Source organism: Lysinibacillus sp. FSL W7-1291 (assembly GCF_038593415.1).
Lineage (GTDB): Bacteria > Bacillota > Bacilli > Bacillales_A > Planococcaceae > Lysinibacillus > Lysinibacillus fusiformis_D.
Window position 1 is genome coordinate 1,589,499 of the sequence record NZ_CP151994.1, and the last position, 18,618, is coordinate 1,608,116.

Here is an 18,618-nt window from a genome sequence, read left to right on the forward strand (position 1 = left end):
GGGAAGACAATGCATCCAAAACTACAGGCAGCGATTGATTCGATTGATTTATACCAAGCAACTTATCCAGAGGATGCTTGTGTCATCGTGGCAGATAGAGAGAAAGTTCTTGCCTATAAACCGGGGAAACGTGTTGATTTAAAAGTAGGGGTTGGTGAACCAGTACATAAATATCGAGGGACTGCAACGGAAATAGCCTTAAGCTCAGGCCGCTTTGTGAAAGAAGAGCGCGGGGCGGAAGGGTTTGGCATGGCATACATTGCCTCTGCACAGCCTATTTTTGACGGAGGTCAGGTAATTGGTGTAGTAAGTGCCATTATTTCCAATGAAAAAATGGATAGTATGCGCTTGTTGGCAACTGAGCTTTCAAGTGCTGTTGAAGAAATGACGACTACCAATGAAGGATTAGCTACTTCCAGTATGGATGTGTCCAATCGTTTAGAGGAATTATCGAACTTCTCGGAATCGATGGCAAGTGATATTAAGCAGATTAATGACATTGTGAATTTAGTAAAGGATTTGGCTATGAAATCCAAAATTCTCGGCTTGAATGCATCCATTGAAGCAGCACGTTCAGGTGAGCATGGTCGTGGCTTTGCCGTGGTTGCTTCAGAAATACAAAAAATGTCCCAAAGCAGTACAGAAAGTGCTGATAGCATTACAGTGCAACTAGAAAATATTAAACAATCCATCGATCAAGTCAATGCGTCAGCAAATCAAATTTCTGCGTTTACACAGCAATTTGCTGCGAGTATGCATGAATTAACAGATGCCTATAAAGGGGTTAATAGCACGGCAGAAAAGCTCATGCAGATTAGTGAGATGAAAGGATAATAATATAAAAAAAGGATAATAGACAGGTAACATGCTATTATCCTTCCCCATAATTAAATAATCTCTAAAATTTCCTGTGGTGTAGCGACCTTATATTCAGGATTTTCGTTTTGCACGACCTCTATGGCATCATAGCCCCATTCTACCCATACAATCGGGACACCTGCTTTCTTACAAGCCACGATATCCCTTTGTTCATCCCCAATATATAACACGTCAGCTGAGTTGACATTTGAGTCCTTTAAAAACTTTTTCATCACTTTATCCTTGCCAAAAATTCGATTGGAGCAAAGAACATCTGCTACACAGTGAATACCGTTCATTTTAAGAAATGCTAAAATATTTTCCTTAGAATTAGAGGAAATAATAATGATTTTATAGCCTCTCTTATCAATTTCCATCAGGACTTCCTTCATTCCATCAAAAAGATGAACATCATTTAATGATTGACGATACAATTTATAAAATTGCGGTAAAATCATGGGCAATTTATACATTGGGAAATCAAATAATTTACTGCGTTCAGAAATCGATAATTTTTTCAGTGTATCAATTTCCTTTAATTCGATGCCTTTAAATTTATATTTTTGCGCTAATGTATTCCATGCTGATGCAAACACTGCGGTTGAATCTGCCAGTGTTCCATCAAAATCAAAGATAATATGCTTCATTGCCAATTTTCTCCTTTTCCATCTCGTTGTAATTGACGTTTTATCTTAATTCAGCAAGTGTTTTTTGTACCAAAAGTGAAGCAGTACTTTAGAGAAAGAAAAATACTTGTGTTGTTTTCTCCAAGGGGTGTTCAAATGCCCGCTAAAAAAGCTGAACTCAGGCTAAGAACGCCACATCTTGTGCCATATCTGAGTAATCATCATCATGTTAACCCGAAGCCTCGGCGGAAGTCACTGATTTTGAAGTTGACCTGCACGATGCAAGTCAGTTAACTGTCACAAGACGTGATGGTCTGAGGTTAACATTCTACTCATCAGCTCGAAAAAACGGGGCGCAAAGTTGATCTGCGCGAAAATGCAGAATCAGCGGCAATTACGTCAAAGGCGTAATTGATGTTTAAAGATATGACATAGGATGGGCGACCTAGTGTAGTGCATCATGAAACAACAACTATTTTGAGCGTACGTAAACATCTTATGGTAAATATTATCAGAAAATACTGCGATTGCAACGGAAATGACATAACAAAAGGAGGTGCCTTAAAATTCCTTCGAGACACCTCCCTTCTATACTAAAATTATTGAGTTTTTTTCAAAAAGAAAGAGAGTATGACATTGATGATTGCCAGAGCAAAACTGATTGCAAAGACAAATGCAGAGCCTGAAGCCGCCGCTTCTAGAGCATTAGTTGTACTGTCAGTTAAGAATTGCTGTTGCTTAGCTGAGAACAACGAGACCATTACAGCAATGCCTATGGCACCTGATACTTGTTGAGAGGTTTGTGTAATCGCAATACCATCAGGAAAATATTGTCTTGGCAAAGCATTGAGCGTATTCGTTTGGACAGAGGCCAATACCATACCAATCCCAAGCATCATGATGATATGTGTTAACACTAATGCCCAAGTAGCTGTTTCGGTACCATTTAAAGCATAAAGTCCATAGCCAATCACAACAAGTATGGTTCCGGGGGTAATGATTGCACGTGGTCCGTATTTATCGAAGTATTTACCGATGGTTGGTGCTAATAGGCAGTTTAGTAGACTACCAGGGAGCATCATTAAACCTGTTACAAAGGCCGATACCAAAAGTGCCGTTTGCATATACATCGGGAGCACCACTAGCATAGACAGCATATTGAAGAAGGTAATCATATTCATCAGAAGACCCAATACGAACATTGGATACTGGAAAGCTCTCAAATTTAACATAGGATGGTCCATTTTTGATTGACGCAACACAAATAAACATAAGGCAATTACACCTAGTAAAATGGTGCTAAGTACGTTGATGCTTGTCCAACCCAATTCTCCACCGCTACTTACACCATAGACGATGCCACCAAAGCCAATCGTAGATAAGATAATAGACCATATATCTATAGCAAGCTGCTTTCTTTCATTCACATTGGGAATAAAGATAAAACCAAAAATGATCGAGAATAATAAGAAGGGGACAGTAACCCAAAATATCCAGTGCCAGGATAGCGGGTCTAAAATCATCCCTGCTAATGTCGGGCCGAAAGCGGGTCCTGCTAAAATGACGAGACCCATCATCCCCATAGCACTACCACGTTTATTAGCTGGAAAAATCGTGAAAATCACATTTTGCGTTAATGGTAATATAATCGCTAAACCTGCAGCTTGAATAACACGTGCTATAAGTAAGACAGCAAAGATTGGTGCAACAGCGGCAAGTATGGTACCAATTATGGAAAAGAGTAAAGAGATTATAAACATTTGGCGAGTGGTAAATTTTTGCATTAAAATGCCTGTAACAGGTACTAAAATGCCTAATGTGAGAAAATAGCCTGTTGCTAGCCATTGGATAGTTGTGGCATCCACGCTGAAAAGTTGGCTAAGTTCCCCTAGTGCAATATTTAATGCTGTCTCACTAAATAGCCCTACAAAGCCGGCTACTAAGAGAGCAGCCATAATTGGACCTGTTTTTATTTCCTTATTCACTGTAAAAACTCCTTCAAAAATGTTCAACTTTCATAGAATATATAAAAACAGAATATTCGGAAAAATAAAGTTGCGATGCTTCTACTATTTCATGTTCTGCATTATAAAAAAGTCTATGAAGATATAATCGTGATGTCGATTATCAGCGATCATGATTCCTTTTAGCTAGTACACCTCCGCGATACTAACTGCTCTGTTTTTTACTATAGCAAAAAAAAATTCTCAAATGTAAGTACTAATTTGAGCGATTACTATACGATTTCATCATTTAGACACATTTTTTTGAGATAGCATTCATTTTTTGAAGGAGAGGAGGAGATTTGTCCAGACCTCTCACAAACGAGTGATAGGTCTGAACTCTTTTATGAGAGCTTTTCGGTTTTTTCACGTGTTCGAATTAAGTAATAGGCATTGACGGAGGAGGCGATCGGAATAATCAGTGCAATACCGATGCCAGCACAAAAAATAGTCGTCAATTCAGCACTAAAAACCTTGGAGTTGACGATTTCACCAATCGAATAGGAGAGATCTTTGAACCATATTAATAAGCTTAAATAGCCACCAAAGAAAGCGAAGAATAACGTATTCGTATCGGTTCCTAAAATATCTCTCCCGATATTTAAGCCGGATGTAAATAATTTCTTTCTACTAATCGAAGGGTTACGATAAAAAATCTCATGCATGGAAGTAGCAATGGAAATAGCGACATCCATAATTGCTCCAATCGTACTCATAATAATGACGGAGGCACCAATCTGCACAAAATCAACACCAATATAAAGGGAAAAGATGCTTATTTCTTCTGTTGATTCTTCACCAAATCCTTGAATCATCAACTTTTTCGTTACAAATGTAATAAAAAGAAGTAAGACAACAATCGTCACCATAGTGGAGATAAATGCTGTAATGGTTTTACTGTTTGTTTTATTGATATAGAAAAGGCTAATACAACTAATAATTGTACAGGCAACGAACGTTAAGATGATGGGGCTATTTTTAGGGTTGGTCATTAAAAAGATCGTCACAAAGAGCACACCGAAATTTAGGAATAAAGAAAGAAACGAACGTACACCTTGCTTCCCGCCAATTGCGACCATCAATAGACATAAAATAAAAGCTAATAACACAATTACATTCATTCTTGAACCCTCTTTCGATTAATGAAAAATAGAGCAGTATACTGACTGATCGGAATCGTGAGGACAACCCCAATACCACCTGCTAAGGCGCGAGCTAATTCTAAAGAAAGATTCAAGGACAGCGTGAGTCCTAAAGTAGAAGAATTTTTCAAATAGAGAATAACCATCGGTATGGAGCCACAAAGGTAGGCAAAGAACAAAATACTCGTAATGGTGCCCATAATATCTTTCCCGATTTCATGCCCTGAAGATTTAAGTGCCTTCACAGAAATAGTAGGGTCTTGTTCATATAAAGCAAAGATTGAAGAAGCCATCGTAATAGAGACATCCATGACAGCCCCAAGTGAGCCAATAAATAAGCCAGCCATAAAGACTGTACGATAGGGGCGTGTTAAAAATTGCATTTCTTCATAGCGAAGACCGTTTTCACCAGTTAACCACATCACGACAGAGCTAATGATGAGTGCCATAACGGTTCCTAAAAGTGTAGACACAATAGCTGCATACGTTTTCGTGTTCAAGCCGCTAATCAGTAACAACGAAATGATCGTAAATAGAAGAGCGCAAATACCACTGATGACTAACAAGCTCAGGTTACCATGTTTCACATATAAATCTAACGCGAATGATAAAATCAATGCATTGACAATTAAACTAATGATGGAAAACAAGCCTTGTCTTTTTCCTATAAGGAGTAAGACAAAAATAAAAATCCACGCAATCATGAGAAGGGTTTGATCTCGTTTTAAATCGAGAATGGTCCCAGTTAGCCCTGACTGTGATCCGTGATTATCTATGGAGACAAAGATTTCATTGCCCACACGGTATTCTTGATCGAAAGCTCCAGAGGCGGAATAGTCATTCGTCAAATGGATGGATTGCCCTTTATGTGGTCCATTTTGTATCACGGCTGTAATATGCTGTGTAAATAAATAATCATCATTATCATACATATCTGTCATTGGTTCTGATTCTGCTACATCAGCTTTTATCACCTCAGCAATCGGTCGATCATAAAATGATTCATTATGATGAACGAACACAATCGAAAGCACGCAGCAGAGCATTAATAAGGCATAGAAAATACCTTGCTTCAATGGGATGTTTTTAAAAAATAGCAAGTAAATGACCTCCAAAGTGCTGGACTGAATTGTCACTTGTAAAGGAACGTTTTAGTGAAAGGGAAGTTCCATGCACAGTTTAAATGTTATCAGTTTAATGATTTCGTTTACATTTATCAAGTCATTGTTATATTAAGCTGAAGACTCCCTTGCTGACGAGTGATTAAACACCTGATAACACCATCAAAAAACGCCGCCTCCTGTGGCAATAATATTGCATGTTGCCTCAATGCCTCAGGCGGACGTCACAAACGCGAAAAACCTGGATGCATTGTTGATCTGCTATAATTCTTTTTGAAAAATTTTTAAAAAGAAGGATGGATAATAGAATAAAATAGTGTTATCGTAAGATTAGCTAAATAAAAAATCCTTCAGGGTAGGGTGAAATTCCCGATCGGCGGTGATGAAGTAATTCAAAGTCCGTGAGCGCAAGCTGATTTGGTGCAAATCCAAAACCGACAGTTATAGTCTGGATGGGAGAAGGGTAAAAATGCGAGCTTTTTAAATTGATTGTAATTTAGAAGGTTTATTTTCCTATGCATTTATTACACTACTTCCCACAAGCTTGTTGGGAAGTTTTTTTATTTAGTGCCAATCGAATAGAAGATGTTCTTCGGGGTAGGGTGAAATTCCCAATCGGCGGTGATGAAGTAATTCAAAGTCCGTGAGCGCAAGCTGATTTGGTGCAAATCCAAAACCGACAGTTATAGTCTGGATGGGAGAAGAACAAATGAGATGACAGTCTATGGAAAAAATAGTTTTCAATTAGGCTTATTTGTTGATGTCTTATACTCCCAAACCCCTTTGCTGAAAGGGGTTTTTGTTTTTTATCGATAGCTAGAGAAGGAGGAGACGGATAAAACTAGAGAAGTGACGGATAGACCTTCGAAACTGATGGATAAGACTTCAAAAGTGAGGGATAGAAGCCTAAATCAATGAAAAGTAGGTGATGGAATGTTTACAGGGCTTGTAGAGGATATTGGCATTTTAAAAGCCATGCAAAGCGATAGGGACAGTATGAAAATAACAGTTCAATCAGCCAAGATAGCAGAAGATGTCAAGCTTGGAGATAGTATCGCGGTTAATGGTGTTTGTTTAACGGTGACATATTTTACGGAACAGACGCTTACGATGGATGTGATGCCTGAAACAGTCAACGCAACCAATTTACAGCAGCTCGTGGTAGGGGATTCCGTGAATTTAGAGCGTGCCATGCCTGCTAATGGGCGATTTGGCGGTCATTTTGTTGCTGGACATGTGGATGGGGTCGGTAAAATTTTGTGCAAACGTCCAGTAGCCAACGCAGTCTATATCGATATCGAATTGTCAGAGGAACTAACCAAATTTTGCATTCCAAAGGGTTCTATTACGATTGATGGCACAAGCTTAACCCTTTTCCATGTTGACACGAACAGTGTCACGATTTCACTAATTCCCCATACGTACAAAGAAACCGTATTAGGCATGAAGAAGGCTGGAGCGATTGTGAATATCGAAACAGATTTAGTTGGTAAATATATTTTACAGCACCTGAAAAAAGGGCAAGCAACACCAACCATTACGAGAGATTACTTAGCGCAACATGGTTTTTAACAACTGAACGAGGAGATGACAAAAGTGCTATATGCAATTGAAGAGGCCATTGAGGATTTAAAGCAAGGCAAAATGATTGTAGTGGTTGATGACGAGGATCGGGAAAATGAAGGAGATCTTCTGGCACTCGCTGAATTCATGACACCAGCAACTATAAACTTTATGGCAACCTATGGTAGAGGATTAATTTGTACACCGATTTCACAGCAGCTTGCACAACAGCTAGATTTACATCCGATGGTTCAGCACAATACGGATAATCACCAAACAGCGTTTACCGTAAGTATCGACCATGAGGATACAACGACAGGAATTAGTGCCTATGAACGAGCATTTACGATACAAAAAATGATTGAAAAGCAAGCAAAGCCGATTGAGTTTCGTCGACCTGGTCATGTTTTTCCGCTCATTGCGAAAGATAATGGTGTTTTAGAGCGAAGAGGGCATACGGAGGCGACTGTCGATTTGGCGAAGCTTTGTCATAGCGTGCCAGTGGGTGTTATTTGCGAGATCATGGGCGATGATGGTCATATGCTACGCTTTGAGGAATTGATAAAGTACGCAGCACAGCATGACTTGAAAATGATATCAATAGAGGCACTTGTAGCTTACCGCAGTCAATTGCTGACAACTGAAAATAAAATTTCTATTTAAAAAGGAGAAAGAACAATGGGTCAAACATTTGAAGCACAATTAATTGGAACGGGTTTAAAAATTGCAGTTGTGGTAGGTCGATTTAATGAATTCATCACAAGCAAATTATTGGACGGTGCAATGGACGGCTTAACACGACATGGTGTTGATGAAGCGTCTATTGATGTTGCTTGGGTTCCAGGAGCTTTTGAAGTTCCTTTTATTGCGAAACAACTAGCAGAAACAAAGAACTATGATGCCATTATTGGTTTAGGTACGGTTATTCGCGGCTCCACAACACACTATGATTATGTTTGTAATGAGTCAGCAAAAGGTATTGCCAATGTATCGTTATCAACCAATGTACCTGTTATTTTCGGTATTGTGACGACGGAAAATATTGAGCAGGCGATTGAACGTGCTGGTACAAAATCTGGTAATAAAGGATACGATGCTGCCATGTCTGCCATTGAGATGGCTAATCTAAAGAAAATGATTGGATAATGACCAAATGTTTCTTTGAATATTTTGCACATCCATGGGAAAAATATGCTTAAGTGTATTTATTGAAGGTAATCGTTTTTCATAAATGTACTAATCTGGAGATGGCTCAGTAGGAGATGAGAAGTATTTCATCAATGGAACAAATGATCAATTTGAAAATGTTGAAATCACTATTTCAACGCTCTGCTGATGTGATTTTTCAACAATATAAATTTCAGCAATATACAGTACATTTGATAACTTGTGATGCAATGATCAACGAACAAATACTTCAGACGGTAGTTGTTCAGCGAGTCCAATCCTTATTAAGTGATGTCGCTGATGACATGTTAGAGGAACAAATCGACCAGCATTTACACATTCCCTATTTACAAAAGGTTTTAACGCAAGAGGATGCCATAACAAGAGTCTATAAAGGGCATGTATTATTGTATTTTGAAGAAAATCAATTACTATTTTCTAGTGATATTTCTAAAAAACCGAATCGAGAGCCCGGAGAAACATCGCTAGAATTAGTGGTCAAAGGGCCAAGAGATGACTTTATAGAAGATGTTTTTATTAATATTGCTTTATTAAGAAAGCGTTTGCCCACTAATTCTTTTAGTGTAGAAACATTAGAAATTGGGAGACGTTCCAAAACCACTGTAGCGGTACTCTATATGGATGACATTGTGAATTTAAATATGCTAGAACAAATCCGTCTACAATTACAAAAGATTGATACGGATATTGTTGTCAATGGTGATTTATTGATGGAAGCAATTGAACAAACAGCCAAAGTACTGCCCAGGCATGATTATACCGGGAGACCGGATTTTGCTATGCAGGCATTAATTAGGGGAAGAATACTAATAATGATTGATGGTGTTTCCTACGCATTGATCACACCTACGAATATAATGTTGCTCTTTAAATCGGGTGAGGATAATGATTTTCCTGTCATTGTCAGTTCAATGGAAAGATTGCTTCGTATTGTTGGGATATTAATTAGTATGCTAACACCAGGCTTTTGGCTTGCGCTGACTACGTATCATCAAGAACAACTTCCTTTTCTTCTTCTAGCAACAGTTGTTGAGTCGAGAACGGGATTGCCATTCCCAACGATTCTTGAAATACTAATGATGCTATTTATGTTTGAATTGTTTCGTGAAGCCAACTTACGTCTTCCGAGTGCAATTAGTGGATCAATTAGTGTTGTGGGAGGTTTAATTATCGGAGATGCAGCGATAAAAGCTGGCGTTACGAGCCCTTCAATGATTGTTGTCATTGCAATTTCGAGTATTGCGGCTTTTACATTGGTTAACCAATCATTTGTAACAGCCATGAGTATTTTTCGACTAATCATTATTATAGCCTCTGCCTTTTTTGGATTATTTGGTTTTTTTATTGCAGTATTTTTCATCATCTTATACGCAGCGAATATGCGTGTGCTAGGTGTACCCTATTTAAATTTTAGTGCACATTTGAAGAAGGAAAATCTAAAAAAATCATTATTAAGACTTTCATCAAAGGGCTACAGTAGACGACCTTCCTTTTTAAAGCCACAGGATCGAACACGTACTTCGAATAAAAAATAAACAAATTTCATTGAAGATCAGGTATTGTAGTAGGTACCTGATCTTTTTGTGACTTTTGCTTTAGGAAGGTATTACATTAGCCTATAGGATAGGAAATGAGACATAAAATGTTATTAGTTACCTTTTTAGTTTACTTTCTTGTAAAGGATTATTAAACTATTGGTTACGGTGTGTAATTTTAGTAGAGTTCAAGTAAAATGGATTTTCTGTTTTCATTTCTGTAGGATAATCAAGAAATGTTCACTTTACAAACAAAAAATAGAGTTAATTATTATATAATGATATTCCAGAATATTTATAGGTGAGGAAGTCCCGTTTTATATGAAAAATCGAAAAATAAAACTAATATTAATTCTATCAACGCTTTTATTATGTTTGTTTACAAGTTTAAACATCATTACATCCTATGTGAAAATTAAAAAGACCGTTGAAGAGTCAATTGCCAATCAAAGCTTAGAGGCTGCCAATTCCATTGCTTCTTCTATTGATACAGCTGCTTATCAGCAGTTTTTGAAGAATCCACAGAAGAATGATTATTATTGGGAAGTAAGAAGCTATTTAAATGATGCCAGAGTAAAACTAGGTGCATTGTTTGTTTATACGTTGAAGGTGGATAATCCAGAAGTATCAAGTGCGATGATTATGGGGCTGCCAAATGAACTGAAAAAAGGCTTTGATATAGGAGAGGTTTGTACTGTCCCAGCAAAGCAAGTGGCAAAAGCCTACAAAGGTGAAACCTATGTTACAGAGGTGATTCATGATTCTGTACATGGTTCTTATTTATCGGTTGGTACACCTATCAAAGATGAGAATGGTAAAATTATTGGGTATCTAGGCATTGATATCAGCGCAGACACATTAAATGGCATTAAGGGAAAAGTCATTGAAGACAATTTATTTATTTTTATTTTTAATGGTGTATTTATTTTAATTGTCATTGGTTCTTTTTTATTTTTACAACGATGGTATCAAAAAGAGGTAGCGAAAGAAGTCGGCGCTACAGAGGACACATATCAAGCAGAAATTAAAACTTTGATTACTTCGGTATCATCATTACGTCATGATTTCACTAATCATATTCAAGTGTTACATGGTCTTTTACAATTAGAAAAAACAGAGCAAGCAAAACAATATTTGTCTTCACTATCTAAAGAAGTTCAAGCGATTAAGTCTTTAAAATTAAATATTGACCACCCAGGTCTGTCCATCTTATTACAAACGAAAAAATTAACCGCTCAAAATCATAATATTGATATGGACTTTACCATTTCTCAAAATGACTTTAATAAGATTAAAACGACAGATTTAATCAAGATTCTATCCAATTTAATTGATAATGCCATTGATGCTGCGGTTGAATTACCTGAAGGACAACGTAAAATTATGATTTGCTGTACAGCTGATGAAGTACAGTATGAATTTAAAATTACTAATACAGGGCCAAATATTGTGGATGCTGACCACATATTTAAGCAAGGGTTTTCAACGAAAAGGCATGAGCAGGGTCGCATAAGAGGACAAGGGTTATTTATTGTGAAAGAAATTGTCCATAAATACAATGGTCATATTTCAATCGACTCATCGAAACATTTAGAAACAACTGCTATTGTCCATATTCCCATTAAATAACTGAAAATAGCTTCCTACAAATTGTAGGGAGCTTTTTTCTATTTGTTAGACATACATTACAAAATAGAAAGTGTTATGATGAAGGGGATGAAAAAAATGGAAAAGGATCTCCTGACGTTATTGAGAAAGGGTGGGCTTCATTTATATGCAAGGCATGGAACGGCCACAGTTGGTGTAGATCAGGCATATGGCACGTTTCACAGTTGCCGCTATCAAAGAAACCTATCAGAGCATGGTCGTAGGGAGGCTGTTTACTATGGTCAAATGCTGCGTTATTGGCAAATTCCCATCCTTTCGCCCATTACAGCAAGTCCGTTCTGTCGAACAAAGGAAACGGCTCTACTTGCATTTCCAACTAACGGTGTACAAATTGACCCTTTTTTGTTTGAGATCTTCATGTTAGGTGGCAATCTTACCAGTGCTGAGCAAACTAGCATTTTAACGACACTGACATCCAAGCTGGAAATAAAACCATCACAAGGCATGAATAATGTAATGATTGGTCATAGCTTTCCGAGAGACGTGGGCCTTGGCATCCTTTCGAATATGGGGACGGTTGTCATCAAGCCTAAAGGTCCAGGGCGTGGGTATGATATCGTGAAAAAACTAATCTTAGAAGATTTAGCGACATTAGATTCCATTTGAGAAGAGGGAAAATATGAAGGTCAAAACAGTTGAACAATGCACATTAGAGGAAGTATTGAAAGCATGGAACAAAGGCTTCGAAGGCTATTTTGTGGATATCCATATGACGGCCGAAATGTTTTTACATCGACTGGTTGGGGAGGGGCTGTCTCCTAAACATTCCATTGTCATTTTTGACCAAGATGAACCGATTGCGATTGTTATGAACGGTTTCCGTATCATAAATGGCAAGAAAACAGCTTGGAACGGTGGTACAGGTATTTCCCCAGCCTATCGTGGTAAAGGCATCTCACGTTTATTAATGGAGGAAACCTTAGCTATCTATAAACGAGAACATGTAGAAATCGCTACGCTGGAGGCAATTAAAGAAAATCAGGTAGCTATTGCTTTGTATGAAAAATATGGCTATGAGGTTGCTTCTTCATTATTATTTTTAAGTGGCGAATATGGAGCGAACGTAGAGCCTACAGCCGCCACTCACGTTGCAACCATTCGCCCTGAGCAGCTAGCATATCTCTCTTTTTATCAGGAAGATGTTCCTTGGCAGTGTGGCTGGCAGAGTGTGAAGCAGGGGGAAGCCAAGGTTTTCTATAATGACAACAATGAAGCCCTAGGCTATATGCTATACAAAACCGTGTGGAATGACAGCGGTGAGATGGAGCGTATTCTACTCTATCAATTGGTGATCCTAGCAGAAAGTCATATAGATTTAATACCGCAATTTTTAGCCAGCGTCACAACACATAAAGTTCAGATAACGACAGTGAACTTTTTAGCAAGCAATCCAGCAACAAGCTATTTATTAAAGAATGGGCTTAAGGTGACAACAGAGCAGGTACAGATGACAAGGAGATTCTAGGCATGGTTGCCAACCTCCTAAAAATCCAGTATACTAATGCGATAAAGAATGGAAATAAAGGATGAATGAGATGACTTTTGAAGAAGTATTACCACGCTTAAAAGCAGGAGAAAAAGTAATTCGCAATGGCTGGGGTGGTGCTGAGCTATATGTGAAGCTGGTTGGTCAAAGCCAGCATGATGGCGAGACATTGAATCCTTATTTTTTAATTAACGTTCGTGGTGAGGGCTATACAATGTTCACACCTACAGTATGTGATCTATTAGCGGAAGATTGGATAATCGTAGAATCGTAATGAGTGAAGTCATCTCTTCTAGTGAGATGACTTCTTTCTGTAAGGAGACACAATATGAAGTTTGATGAATATAGAGAAAAGACGGTTTTTATTACGGGGGCCGCTTCAGGCATTGGACATGCTCAAGTTATTGCATTTTTAGAAAATGGAGCAACTGTTTTTGGATTGGATGTAGAGGAGCAGGGGTTAATACAGTTACAGCAGCAATATCCTGATCGTTTTGCCTATAAGGTTGGCTCTGTAAGTAGCCAACAAGATGTGGAGCAGTCGTACAAAGAAGCTATTTCACTATTTGGGCAAATTGATATTTTATGTAATACTGCTGGGATTTTAGATGGTTTTGCGAAAACTTTGGATACAGACGAAGCGCTGTGGGATAAAATTATGAACACGAATGTGAAGGGCACGTTTTTTGTGACGAACATGATTTTACCACATATGGTAGAACGTGGCACTGGTACAATCGTCAATATGGCGTCGATTGCTGGACTTGTTGCTGGTGGTGGCGGTGCAGCCTACACAGCTTCTAAGCATGCCATTGTCGGTTATACGAAGCAGCTAGACTTAGATTATTGTCGAGCGGGTATTCGTGCGAATGCGATTGCGCCTGGAGCCATTCAAACACCGATGAATAAGGCTGATTTTGAAGGGGACGGGGAAATGGCTGAATGGGTAGCTGAAGAAACGCCAGCAGGTCGATGGGCACAGCCTTATGAGGTGGCGAATTTGACTTTATTTTTAGCAAGCTCGGCTGCCGATTATATTCATGGGGCAGTGATGCCGATTGATGGTGGTTGGCTGACAAAATAGCATTGTTCAATTCGATATTCTTCTGCTATAATACGCAGGTAAGCAAAAACGGCTTGCACTACGGCACTTCAGATAGGGCGTGAAGCTCTCTTCCTTTGGTCGTAGTTATAACTAAAATAGCAACTAGCTATTTTACAAAGGAGAATAAAATTGAATACATCTATTGTAAAAGATTCTAGCCGTGTTTCTGTAAGTGAACTTACAAAAACGGCACTTGTTGCAGCCCTTTACGTCGCTGTAACGGTTATGTTGTCAGTCATTAGCTTTGGCGCTGTTCAGCTACGTTTGTCAGAAATGTTTAATTATCTGGCACTGTACAATAAGCGCTATGTGGTAGCGGTGACGATTGGCGTCATACTTGCAAACTTCATGTCACCAACATGGATTTTAGATGTGCCAATCGGTGGAATTGCGACCTTTCTTGTCTTATTACTTTGTAGAAGCGTCACAAAACATATGACAAATGACATTGCAAAAATGGTTGTTACTGCTTTGATTTTTGCTGTCTCCATGTTTACGGTGGCTGGTCAATTAACTATCCTTTACGATCTACCATTTTGGGCGACCTGGTTCACAGTGGGCGTTGGGGAATTATTGTCTATGACTGTTGGTGGACTGACTATTTACTTATTAAATAAAAAAATTGATTTATCTAAATAAATTCGATGAATAAAAAAGACATTATCATCGTAAGGGTGAGAGTATCAAGTTTAGAATAACTCTAACACTTCGGCTGAGTTATCCGTTCAAACTACCGCTTTAGCTACTTAATATAGTATTTTTCACTGAATATCAAAAAAGCCTCTTTGCCCGGATTCTGTCTAGCATTTTTCAGAACAAAATCCGGGCTTTTATTTATTTCCTCACGACCTAGCCAGATAGCAACAAGGCATCCCAAATCGCAAACCAATAGCTAACTCCCCATAAGCCGATTTTAGCTCACTTCCAAGCTACTTATGCCAAACAACATATCCAACTGCTAGAGCACAATTACCTTATTTCTATGATCCTTAAGCGGATAAGCGCATTTTACATATTATTAAACTGACTTTCACAACGACTTGATTGCTATCGATGCTTGTCAGACCAATCATTTGTGGGAGGGTCTAGAGACAATGTATTGCGCAGCACACAACAAGAAAGGACTCCCGATGATCCATAAAGGAGCATTGGGAGTCCCTACTATAAAGAAATTCTTTGTCCTATTGATTAATTGGAGTGTCTTGGGACGGCTCAACATTGATATTATCAGGCTTTGCCAGAAGCTGCACCGAATTAATAGACGAGTTTGATAGTATATAATTTCCATTTACCACAGCTAAAACCTTAGCAACGTATTCTGTGGAGGAAGTGAGTGGGTTACCAAATGCATCCAATTCTATGCTTAGATCTTGACTTACATTGGAGAGCCCATTCTGATAAATTCTAGTACTATTATCATTATTCATTGCATTACTTTCTTTGAAACCATCTGCTGCATCTTTAGGTAACATAAACACTCTATACTCCGTTACGTTTTGTCCGTTTTTGACATCGAAGCTAATTTTAATATCGGAATATTTATTTTTGTCCCCTTGAACACTCAGTTTCACATTCTCCACCGCTACAGGTGCTGAATGATCCACTAAAGTAATAGCAGAAGATGCGAACGATAAGTTATACATTGCCTTGGAATTTCCATTACCTATGGACAATATATACACGCGATATTCTTGGCCATTTGTTATAAGTTTTCCATCCGTATCTTTACTACCAGTTCCCAAGCTCATACTATATTGGCCTTTATTTATATCTGTATAATCAGTGACTTTAAGAGCTGCGTTCACATCAAAGCCATTTGCTTTTGATGCAGGTACGACAAGAATACGGTAATTGCCTATATTGGATTCATCAGAAGGCTTCGAGAATGAAATTTGTAAATCTCGACCATCTCCATAGTCCCCAATATCGCTTACATTAATATTACTTACCGCCTGAACAGCTTTACTTTTACTAAGTGTAATCACAGGCGAAGCAGAGGATAGGGCATAAGTATTTGGAGTATTTCCATTGGCTACAGTTAGTACATAGACGCGATAGCTAGTTCCTTCCGTAATAAAATTACCGCGCACATCCCTAACTCCATCCAACGTTCTAGTTGCAGCTATATTCCCACCTTTGCTTTCTGTAATGTAATAATTGCTACTATTGGCTTGTGAAAGATTAAAGCTGCTGTAATAAGCTGTAGGTACGATTAGAATTCGATAATGATTGACATTTGCTTCATTAGAGGGCTTCGTGAACGTTACTTGCACATCACGCCCATCTCCATTATCAGCTATATCCGCCACATTCAGATTGGTTACAGCTTGCACATTAAAATTCTTATTTAGCGTAATCGTAGACGTCGGTGCAGATAGTGCATTGCTTCCTATTCCATTCGCTACAGTTAAAACATAGATACGGTAGCTAGTACCTTCTTTGATCGTATTACCGCGCACATCCCGAGTATTTTCAGCTAACGCCTGCTCATATGTGGACTTTCCAGATTTGTAGACAGTCGTGTAATTGTTGCTGGATACATTATTTGCTTCCGTCAGACTGAAGTTATTGTAATAAGCTGTAGGTACAACTAGAATCCGATAGTGACTAATAATTGACTCGTCTACAGCCTTATTGAAAGAAACAAAGAGGTCACGCCCGTTGCCATAATCACTTACATCGCTTGCATTGAGATTCGATACTGCACCCGCATTGCTGCTAAATAGCGTAATCGTATTGGAGGCTGAAGACAACACGTTATTCGCTGAGTTATTTGCTACGGCCATAACGAATACACGATAGCTAACTCCATTCTGAATGGGATAACCATCAGTATCTCTTGCCCCTGAAGAGAGCACCTGCGTAATATTGTAGCCTGTCTTGTTCACTTGTGTGTAATAAGTGTTAGATAAACTGTTCGCCTTCGTCAATGTAAAGTTCGAATAGTTGTTAGCTCTTACAACAAAAATTCGGTAAGCGTTGATATTAGATTCATTGGACACATTATTGAAGCTTACTCTCAGGTCTCGACCATCCCCAAAGTCATTGACATCACTCACTTGTGTAATAATCGGAGTAGACATTGTATTTTGACTAAGTGTTACTGATGATGAGGCAGACGACAGTTTATTGCCTACTGAATTCGTATTACTTACAGACAGAACGACCGCTGTATAAGGTACGTTATTTCTAATGAACTCACCAGAGGTATCACGTGCTGAGGAAGACAAAGTTCCTACTAACGTACTGCCGTTACTCCCCGATTTACTTACAGTTGTATAGTAACTGCTTGATAAATTATTCGCAGTAGTAAGACTAAAATTGCTAGCATCCTTGGTTTTTACGATAAACACACGATAATTGGAAATATTGTTATCATTCTGCGGACGAGTGAAGCTAACTGAGACATCGCGTCCATCGCCAAAATCGTTAATATCGTTAATCTTTACATTTGTTACCTCTGTAACAGAAGACAAATTGGTTAAGGTCATCTTCGGAGAAGAAGTCGATAAAACGCTAGAATAAGAACCTTTCCCAACAGCAAGTATACGAACCACATAAGGCTGATCATTTCTAATGTAGTCTCCGTCCACATCTCGTGAATTCTGCGATAAATTGATGGTACGGTTCGAACTTGAAGTAGTTACCACTGTATAATTAGAAGGGGAGACTTTCAAGGCAGATGCTAAATTAAAGCTTTTTGAAGCCTTCACAACCATAATGCGATAATGATCGACGTATGATTCTGTAGACGATCTGGAAAAGCTAACCTCCATGTCACGTCCATCTCCCTGATCATTAACATCGCGAACGGATACATGGCTCGCAGGAGCAATACTGATATTGCCTGGAATGTTTGGATTGCTTGGAGTGTCAGATTGAATCGTTACGGTCTGATTTACTGAGTTCCAGTCAACATCCTGACCAAGTGCTTCACTAACGAAGCGGACTGGTACCATTGTTCTGCCTCTTAAAATTTGTGCTGGTACATCAAGCGTAACTGACTTGCCATTAATAGTAGCTACCTTCGATTTCATCTTGAGCACTACTGTTGTATCTTCTTTATACCCTGTTACCGTTTGATTCTTTGAATCCCAATTTACACTGGCACCTAATGCCTCAAAGATTGCTCTAAGTGGCAGCATAACACGCCCTTGAATCATCGCTGGCGGTTGATCGGTCTTCAATTGAACCCCGTCCACAGTAATTGTGATGGCTTTTGCCGCTTGTGCGGTTGCCGGTTGCAGCAATAGCGGTACAATAAGCATTGCTGCGAAAAATAAAGTCCATATTTTTTTCATAAATTCCACCCTTCTTCATGCC

The 18,618-nt window shown here is 38.6% G+C and carries 15 protein-coding genes, 1 pseudogene and 2 riboswitches; of the genes and pseudogenes, 11 read left to right on the top strand and 5 right to left on the bottom strand.

Annotation, left to right across the window (positions count from 1 at the left end):
* Positions 1-9: 9 nt before the first annotated feature.
* Positions 10-834, top strand: coding sequence for a methyl-accepting chemotaxis protein (locus NST76_RS07590; RefSeq protein WP_058844608.1), 825 nt, complete (start codon positions 10-12; stop codon positions 832-834).
* A gap of 53 nt (positions 835-887) precedes the next feature.
* Here NST76_RS07590 and NST76_RS07595 read toward each other — a convergent pair whose 3' ends face one another.
* From NST76_RS07595 to NST76_RS07610, 4 genes are all read right to left on the bottom strand, one after another.
* Positions 888-1,505 (bottom strand): HAD-IA family hydrolase, encoded by a 618-nt coding sequence (locus NST76_RS07595; protein WP_058844609.1) that lies wholly within the window; start codon positions 1,503-1,505, stop codon positions 888-890.
* Between the two features lie 578 nt (positions 1,506-2,083).
* Complete coding sequence (locus tag NST76_RS07600) at positions 2,084-3,469, bottom strand: DHA2 family efflux MFS transporter permease subunit (RefSeq protein ID WP_342544899.1); 1,386 nt, start codon at positions 3,467-3,469, stop codon at positions 2,084-2,086.
* Between the two features lie 362 nt (positions 3,470-3,831).
* Positions 3,832-4,608, bottom strand: a complete 777-nt coding sequence (locus NST76_RS07605; protein ID WP_342544900.1) for a YibE/F family protein — start codon at positions 4,606-4,608, stop codon at positions 3,832-3,834.
* Positions 4,605-5,729 (bottom strand): YibE/F family protein, encoded by a 1,125-nt coding sequence (locus NST76_RS07610; protein ID WP_342544901.1) that lies wholly within the window; start codon positions 5,727-5,729, stop codon positions 4,605-4,607. Before NST76_RS07610 ends, NST76_RS07605 begins: the two co-directional genes overlap by 4 nt.
* A 363-nt stretch (positions 5,730-6,092) precedes the next feature.
* Positions 6,093-6,218: riboswitch (FMN riboswitch) on the top strand.
* A gap of 116 nt (positions 6,219-6,334) precedes the next feature.
* Positions 6,335-6,460, top strand: a riboswitch (FMN riboswitch).
* Positions 6,461-6,683: 223 nt separating this feature from the next.
* On the opposite strand from NST76_RS07610, the gene ribE (NST76_RS07615) reads away from it, so the two are divergent.
* The 10 genes and pseudogenes from ribE (NST76_RS07615) (at position 6,684) to NST76_RS07660 (ending at position 14,934) form a co-directional block, all read left to right on the top strand.
* Complete coding sequence (ribE, locus tag NST76_RS07615) at positions 6,684-7,322, top strand: riboflavin synthase (RefSeq protein ID WP_342544902.1); 639 nt, start codon at positions 6,684-6,686, stop codon at positions 7,320-7,322.
* Between the two features lie 24 nt (positions 7,323-7,346).
* Positions 7,347-7,937 (top strand): annotated as a pseudogene (ribB, locus tag NST76_RS07620) (3,4-dihydroxy-2-butanone-4-phosphate synthase); the annotation flags it as partial.
* Positions 7,938-7,991: 54 nt separating this feature from the next.
* Positions 7,992-8,459, top strand: a complete 468-nt coding sequence (gene ribE / locus NST76_RS07625; protein WP_036118550.1) for a 6,7-dimethyl-8-ribityllumazine synthase — start codon at positions 7,992-7,994, stop codon at positions 8,457-8,459.
* Between the two features lie 134 nt (positions 8,460-8,593).
* On the top strand, positions 8,594-10,036 hold the full coding sequence (locus tag NST76_RS07630; RefSeq protein WP_080717029.1) for a spore germination protein: 1,443 nt from the start codon (positions 8,594-8,596) through the stop codon (positions 10,034-10,036).
* 321 nt (positions 10,037-10,357) lie between these two features.
* Positions 10,358-11,665 carry an ATP-binding protein gene (locus NST76_RS07635; RefSeq protein WP_036118547.1) on the top strand — a complete coding sequence of 436 codons (1,308 nt, stop codon included), beginning with the start codon at positions 10,358-10,360 and terminating at the stop codon, positions 11,663-11,665.
* A gap of 96 nt (positions 11,666-11,761) precedes the next feature.
* A complete protein-coding gene (locus tag NST76_RS07640; protein ID WP_342544904.1) occupies positions 11,762-12,310 on the top strand; it encodes a histidine phosphatase family protein in 549 nt (182 codons plus the stop codon).
* Between the two features lie 13 nt (positions 12,311-12,323).
* The gene (locus tag NST76_RS07645; RefSeq protein ID WP_101966321.1) at positions 12,324-13,169 is read left to right on the top strand and encodes a GNAT family N-acetyltransferase; all 846 of its coding nucleotides are present in this window, start codon (positions 12,324-12,326) and stop codon (positions 13,167-13,169) included.
* Positions 13,170-13,239: 70 nt separating this feature from the next.
* Positions 13,240-13,464: a DUF2829 domain-containing protein gene (locus NST76_RS07650; protein WP_036118538.1), complete on the top strand. Its 225-nt coding sequence runs from the start codon at positions 13,240-13,242 to the stop codon at positions 13,462-13,464.
* A gap of 54 nt (positions 13,465-13,518) precedes the next feature.
* Positions 13,519-14,274: a 3-oxoacyl-ACP reductase gene (locus NST76_RS07655; protein WP_101966320.1), complete on the top strand. Its 756-nt coding sequence runs from the start codon at positions 13,519-13,521 to the stop codon at positions 14,272-14,274.
* Positions 14,275-14,424: 150 nt separating this feature from the next.
* Complete coding sequence (locus NST76_RS07660) at positions 14,425-14,934, top strand: QueT transporter family protein (protein WP_101966319.1); 510 nt, start codon at positions 14,425-14,427, stop codon at positions 14,932-14,934.
* A 542-nt stretch (positions 14,935-15,476) separates the two neighbouring features.
* On the opposite strand, the gene NST76_RS07665 is transcribed toward NST76_RS07660, so the two are convergent.
* Entirely contained in the window at positions 15,477-18,596 is a 3,120-nt protein-coding gene (locus NST76_RS07665) for a copper amine oxidase N-terminal domain-containing protein (protein WP_342544906.1), read from the bottom strand.
* Positions 18,597-18,618 lie beyond the last annotated feature (22 nt).

Coding starts and splice junctions, on each gene's coding strand:
- NST76_RS07590 (WP_058844608.1), top strand. CDS start 10: ATGCATCCAAAACTACAGGCAGCGATTGATTCGATTGATTTATACCAA.
- NST76_RS07595 (WP_058844609.1), bottom strand. CDS start 1,505: ATGAAGCATATTATCTTTGATTTTGATGGAACACTGGCAGATTCAACC.
- NST76_RS07605 (WP_342544900.1), bottom strand. CDS start 4,608: ATGAATGTAATTGTGTTATTAGCTTTTATTTTATGTCTATTGATGGTC.
- ribE (WP_342544902.1), top strand. CDS start 6,684: ATGTTTACAGGGCTTGTAGAGGATATTGGCATTTTAAAAGCCATGCAA.
- ribE (WP_036118550.1), top strand. CDS start 7,992: ATGGGTCAAACATTTGAAGCACAATTAATTGGAACGGGTTTAAAAATT.
- NST76_RS07630 (WP_080717029.1), top strand. CDS start 8,594: ATGGAACAAATGATCAATTTGAAAATGTTGAAATCACTATTTCAACGC.
- NST76_RS07635 (WP_036118547.1), top strand. CDS start 10,358: ATGAAAAATCGAAAAATAAAACTAATATTAATTCTATCAACGCTTTTA.
- NST76_RS07640 (WP_342544904.1), top strand. CDS start 11,762: ATGGAAAAGGATCTCCTGACGTTATTGAGAAAGGGTGGGCTTCATTTA.
- NST76_RS07645 (WP_101966321.1), top strand. CDS start 12,324: ATGAAGGTCAAAACAGTTGAACAATGCACATTAGAGGAAGTATTGAAA.
- NST76_RS07650 (WP_036118538.1), top strand. CDS start 13,240: ATGACTTTTGAAGAAGTATTACCACGCTTAAAAGCAGGAGAAAAAGTA.
- NST76_RS07655 (WP_101966320.1), top strand. CDS start 13,519: ATGAAGTTTGATGAATATAGAGAAAAGACGGTTTTTATTACGGGGGCC.
- NST76_RS07665 (WP_342544906.1), bottom strand. CDS start 18,596: ATGAAAAAAATATGGACTTTATTTTTCGCAGCAATGCTTATTGTACCG.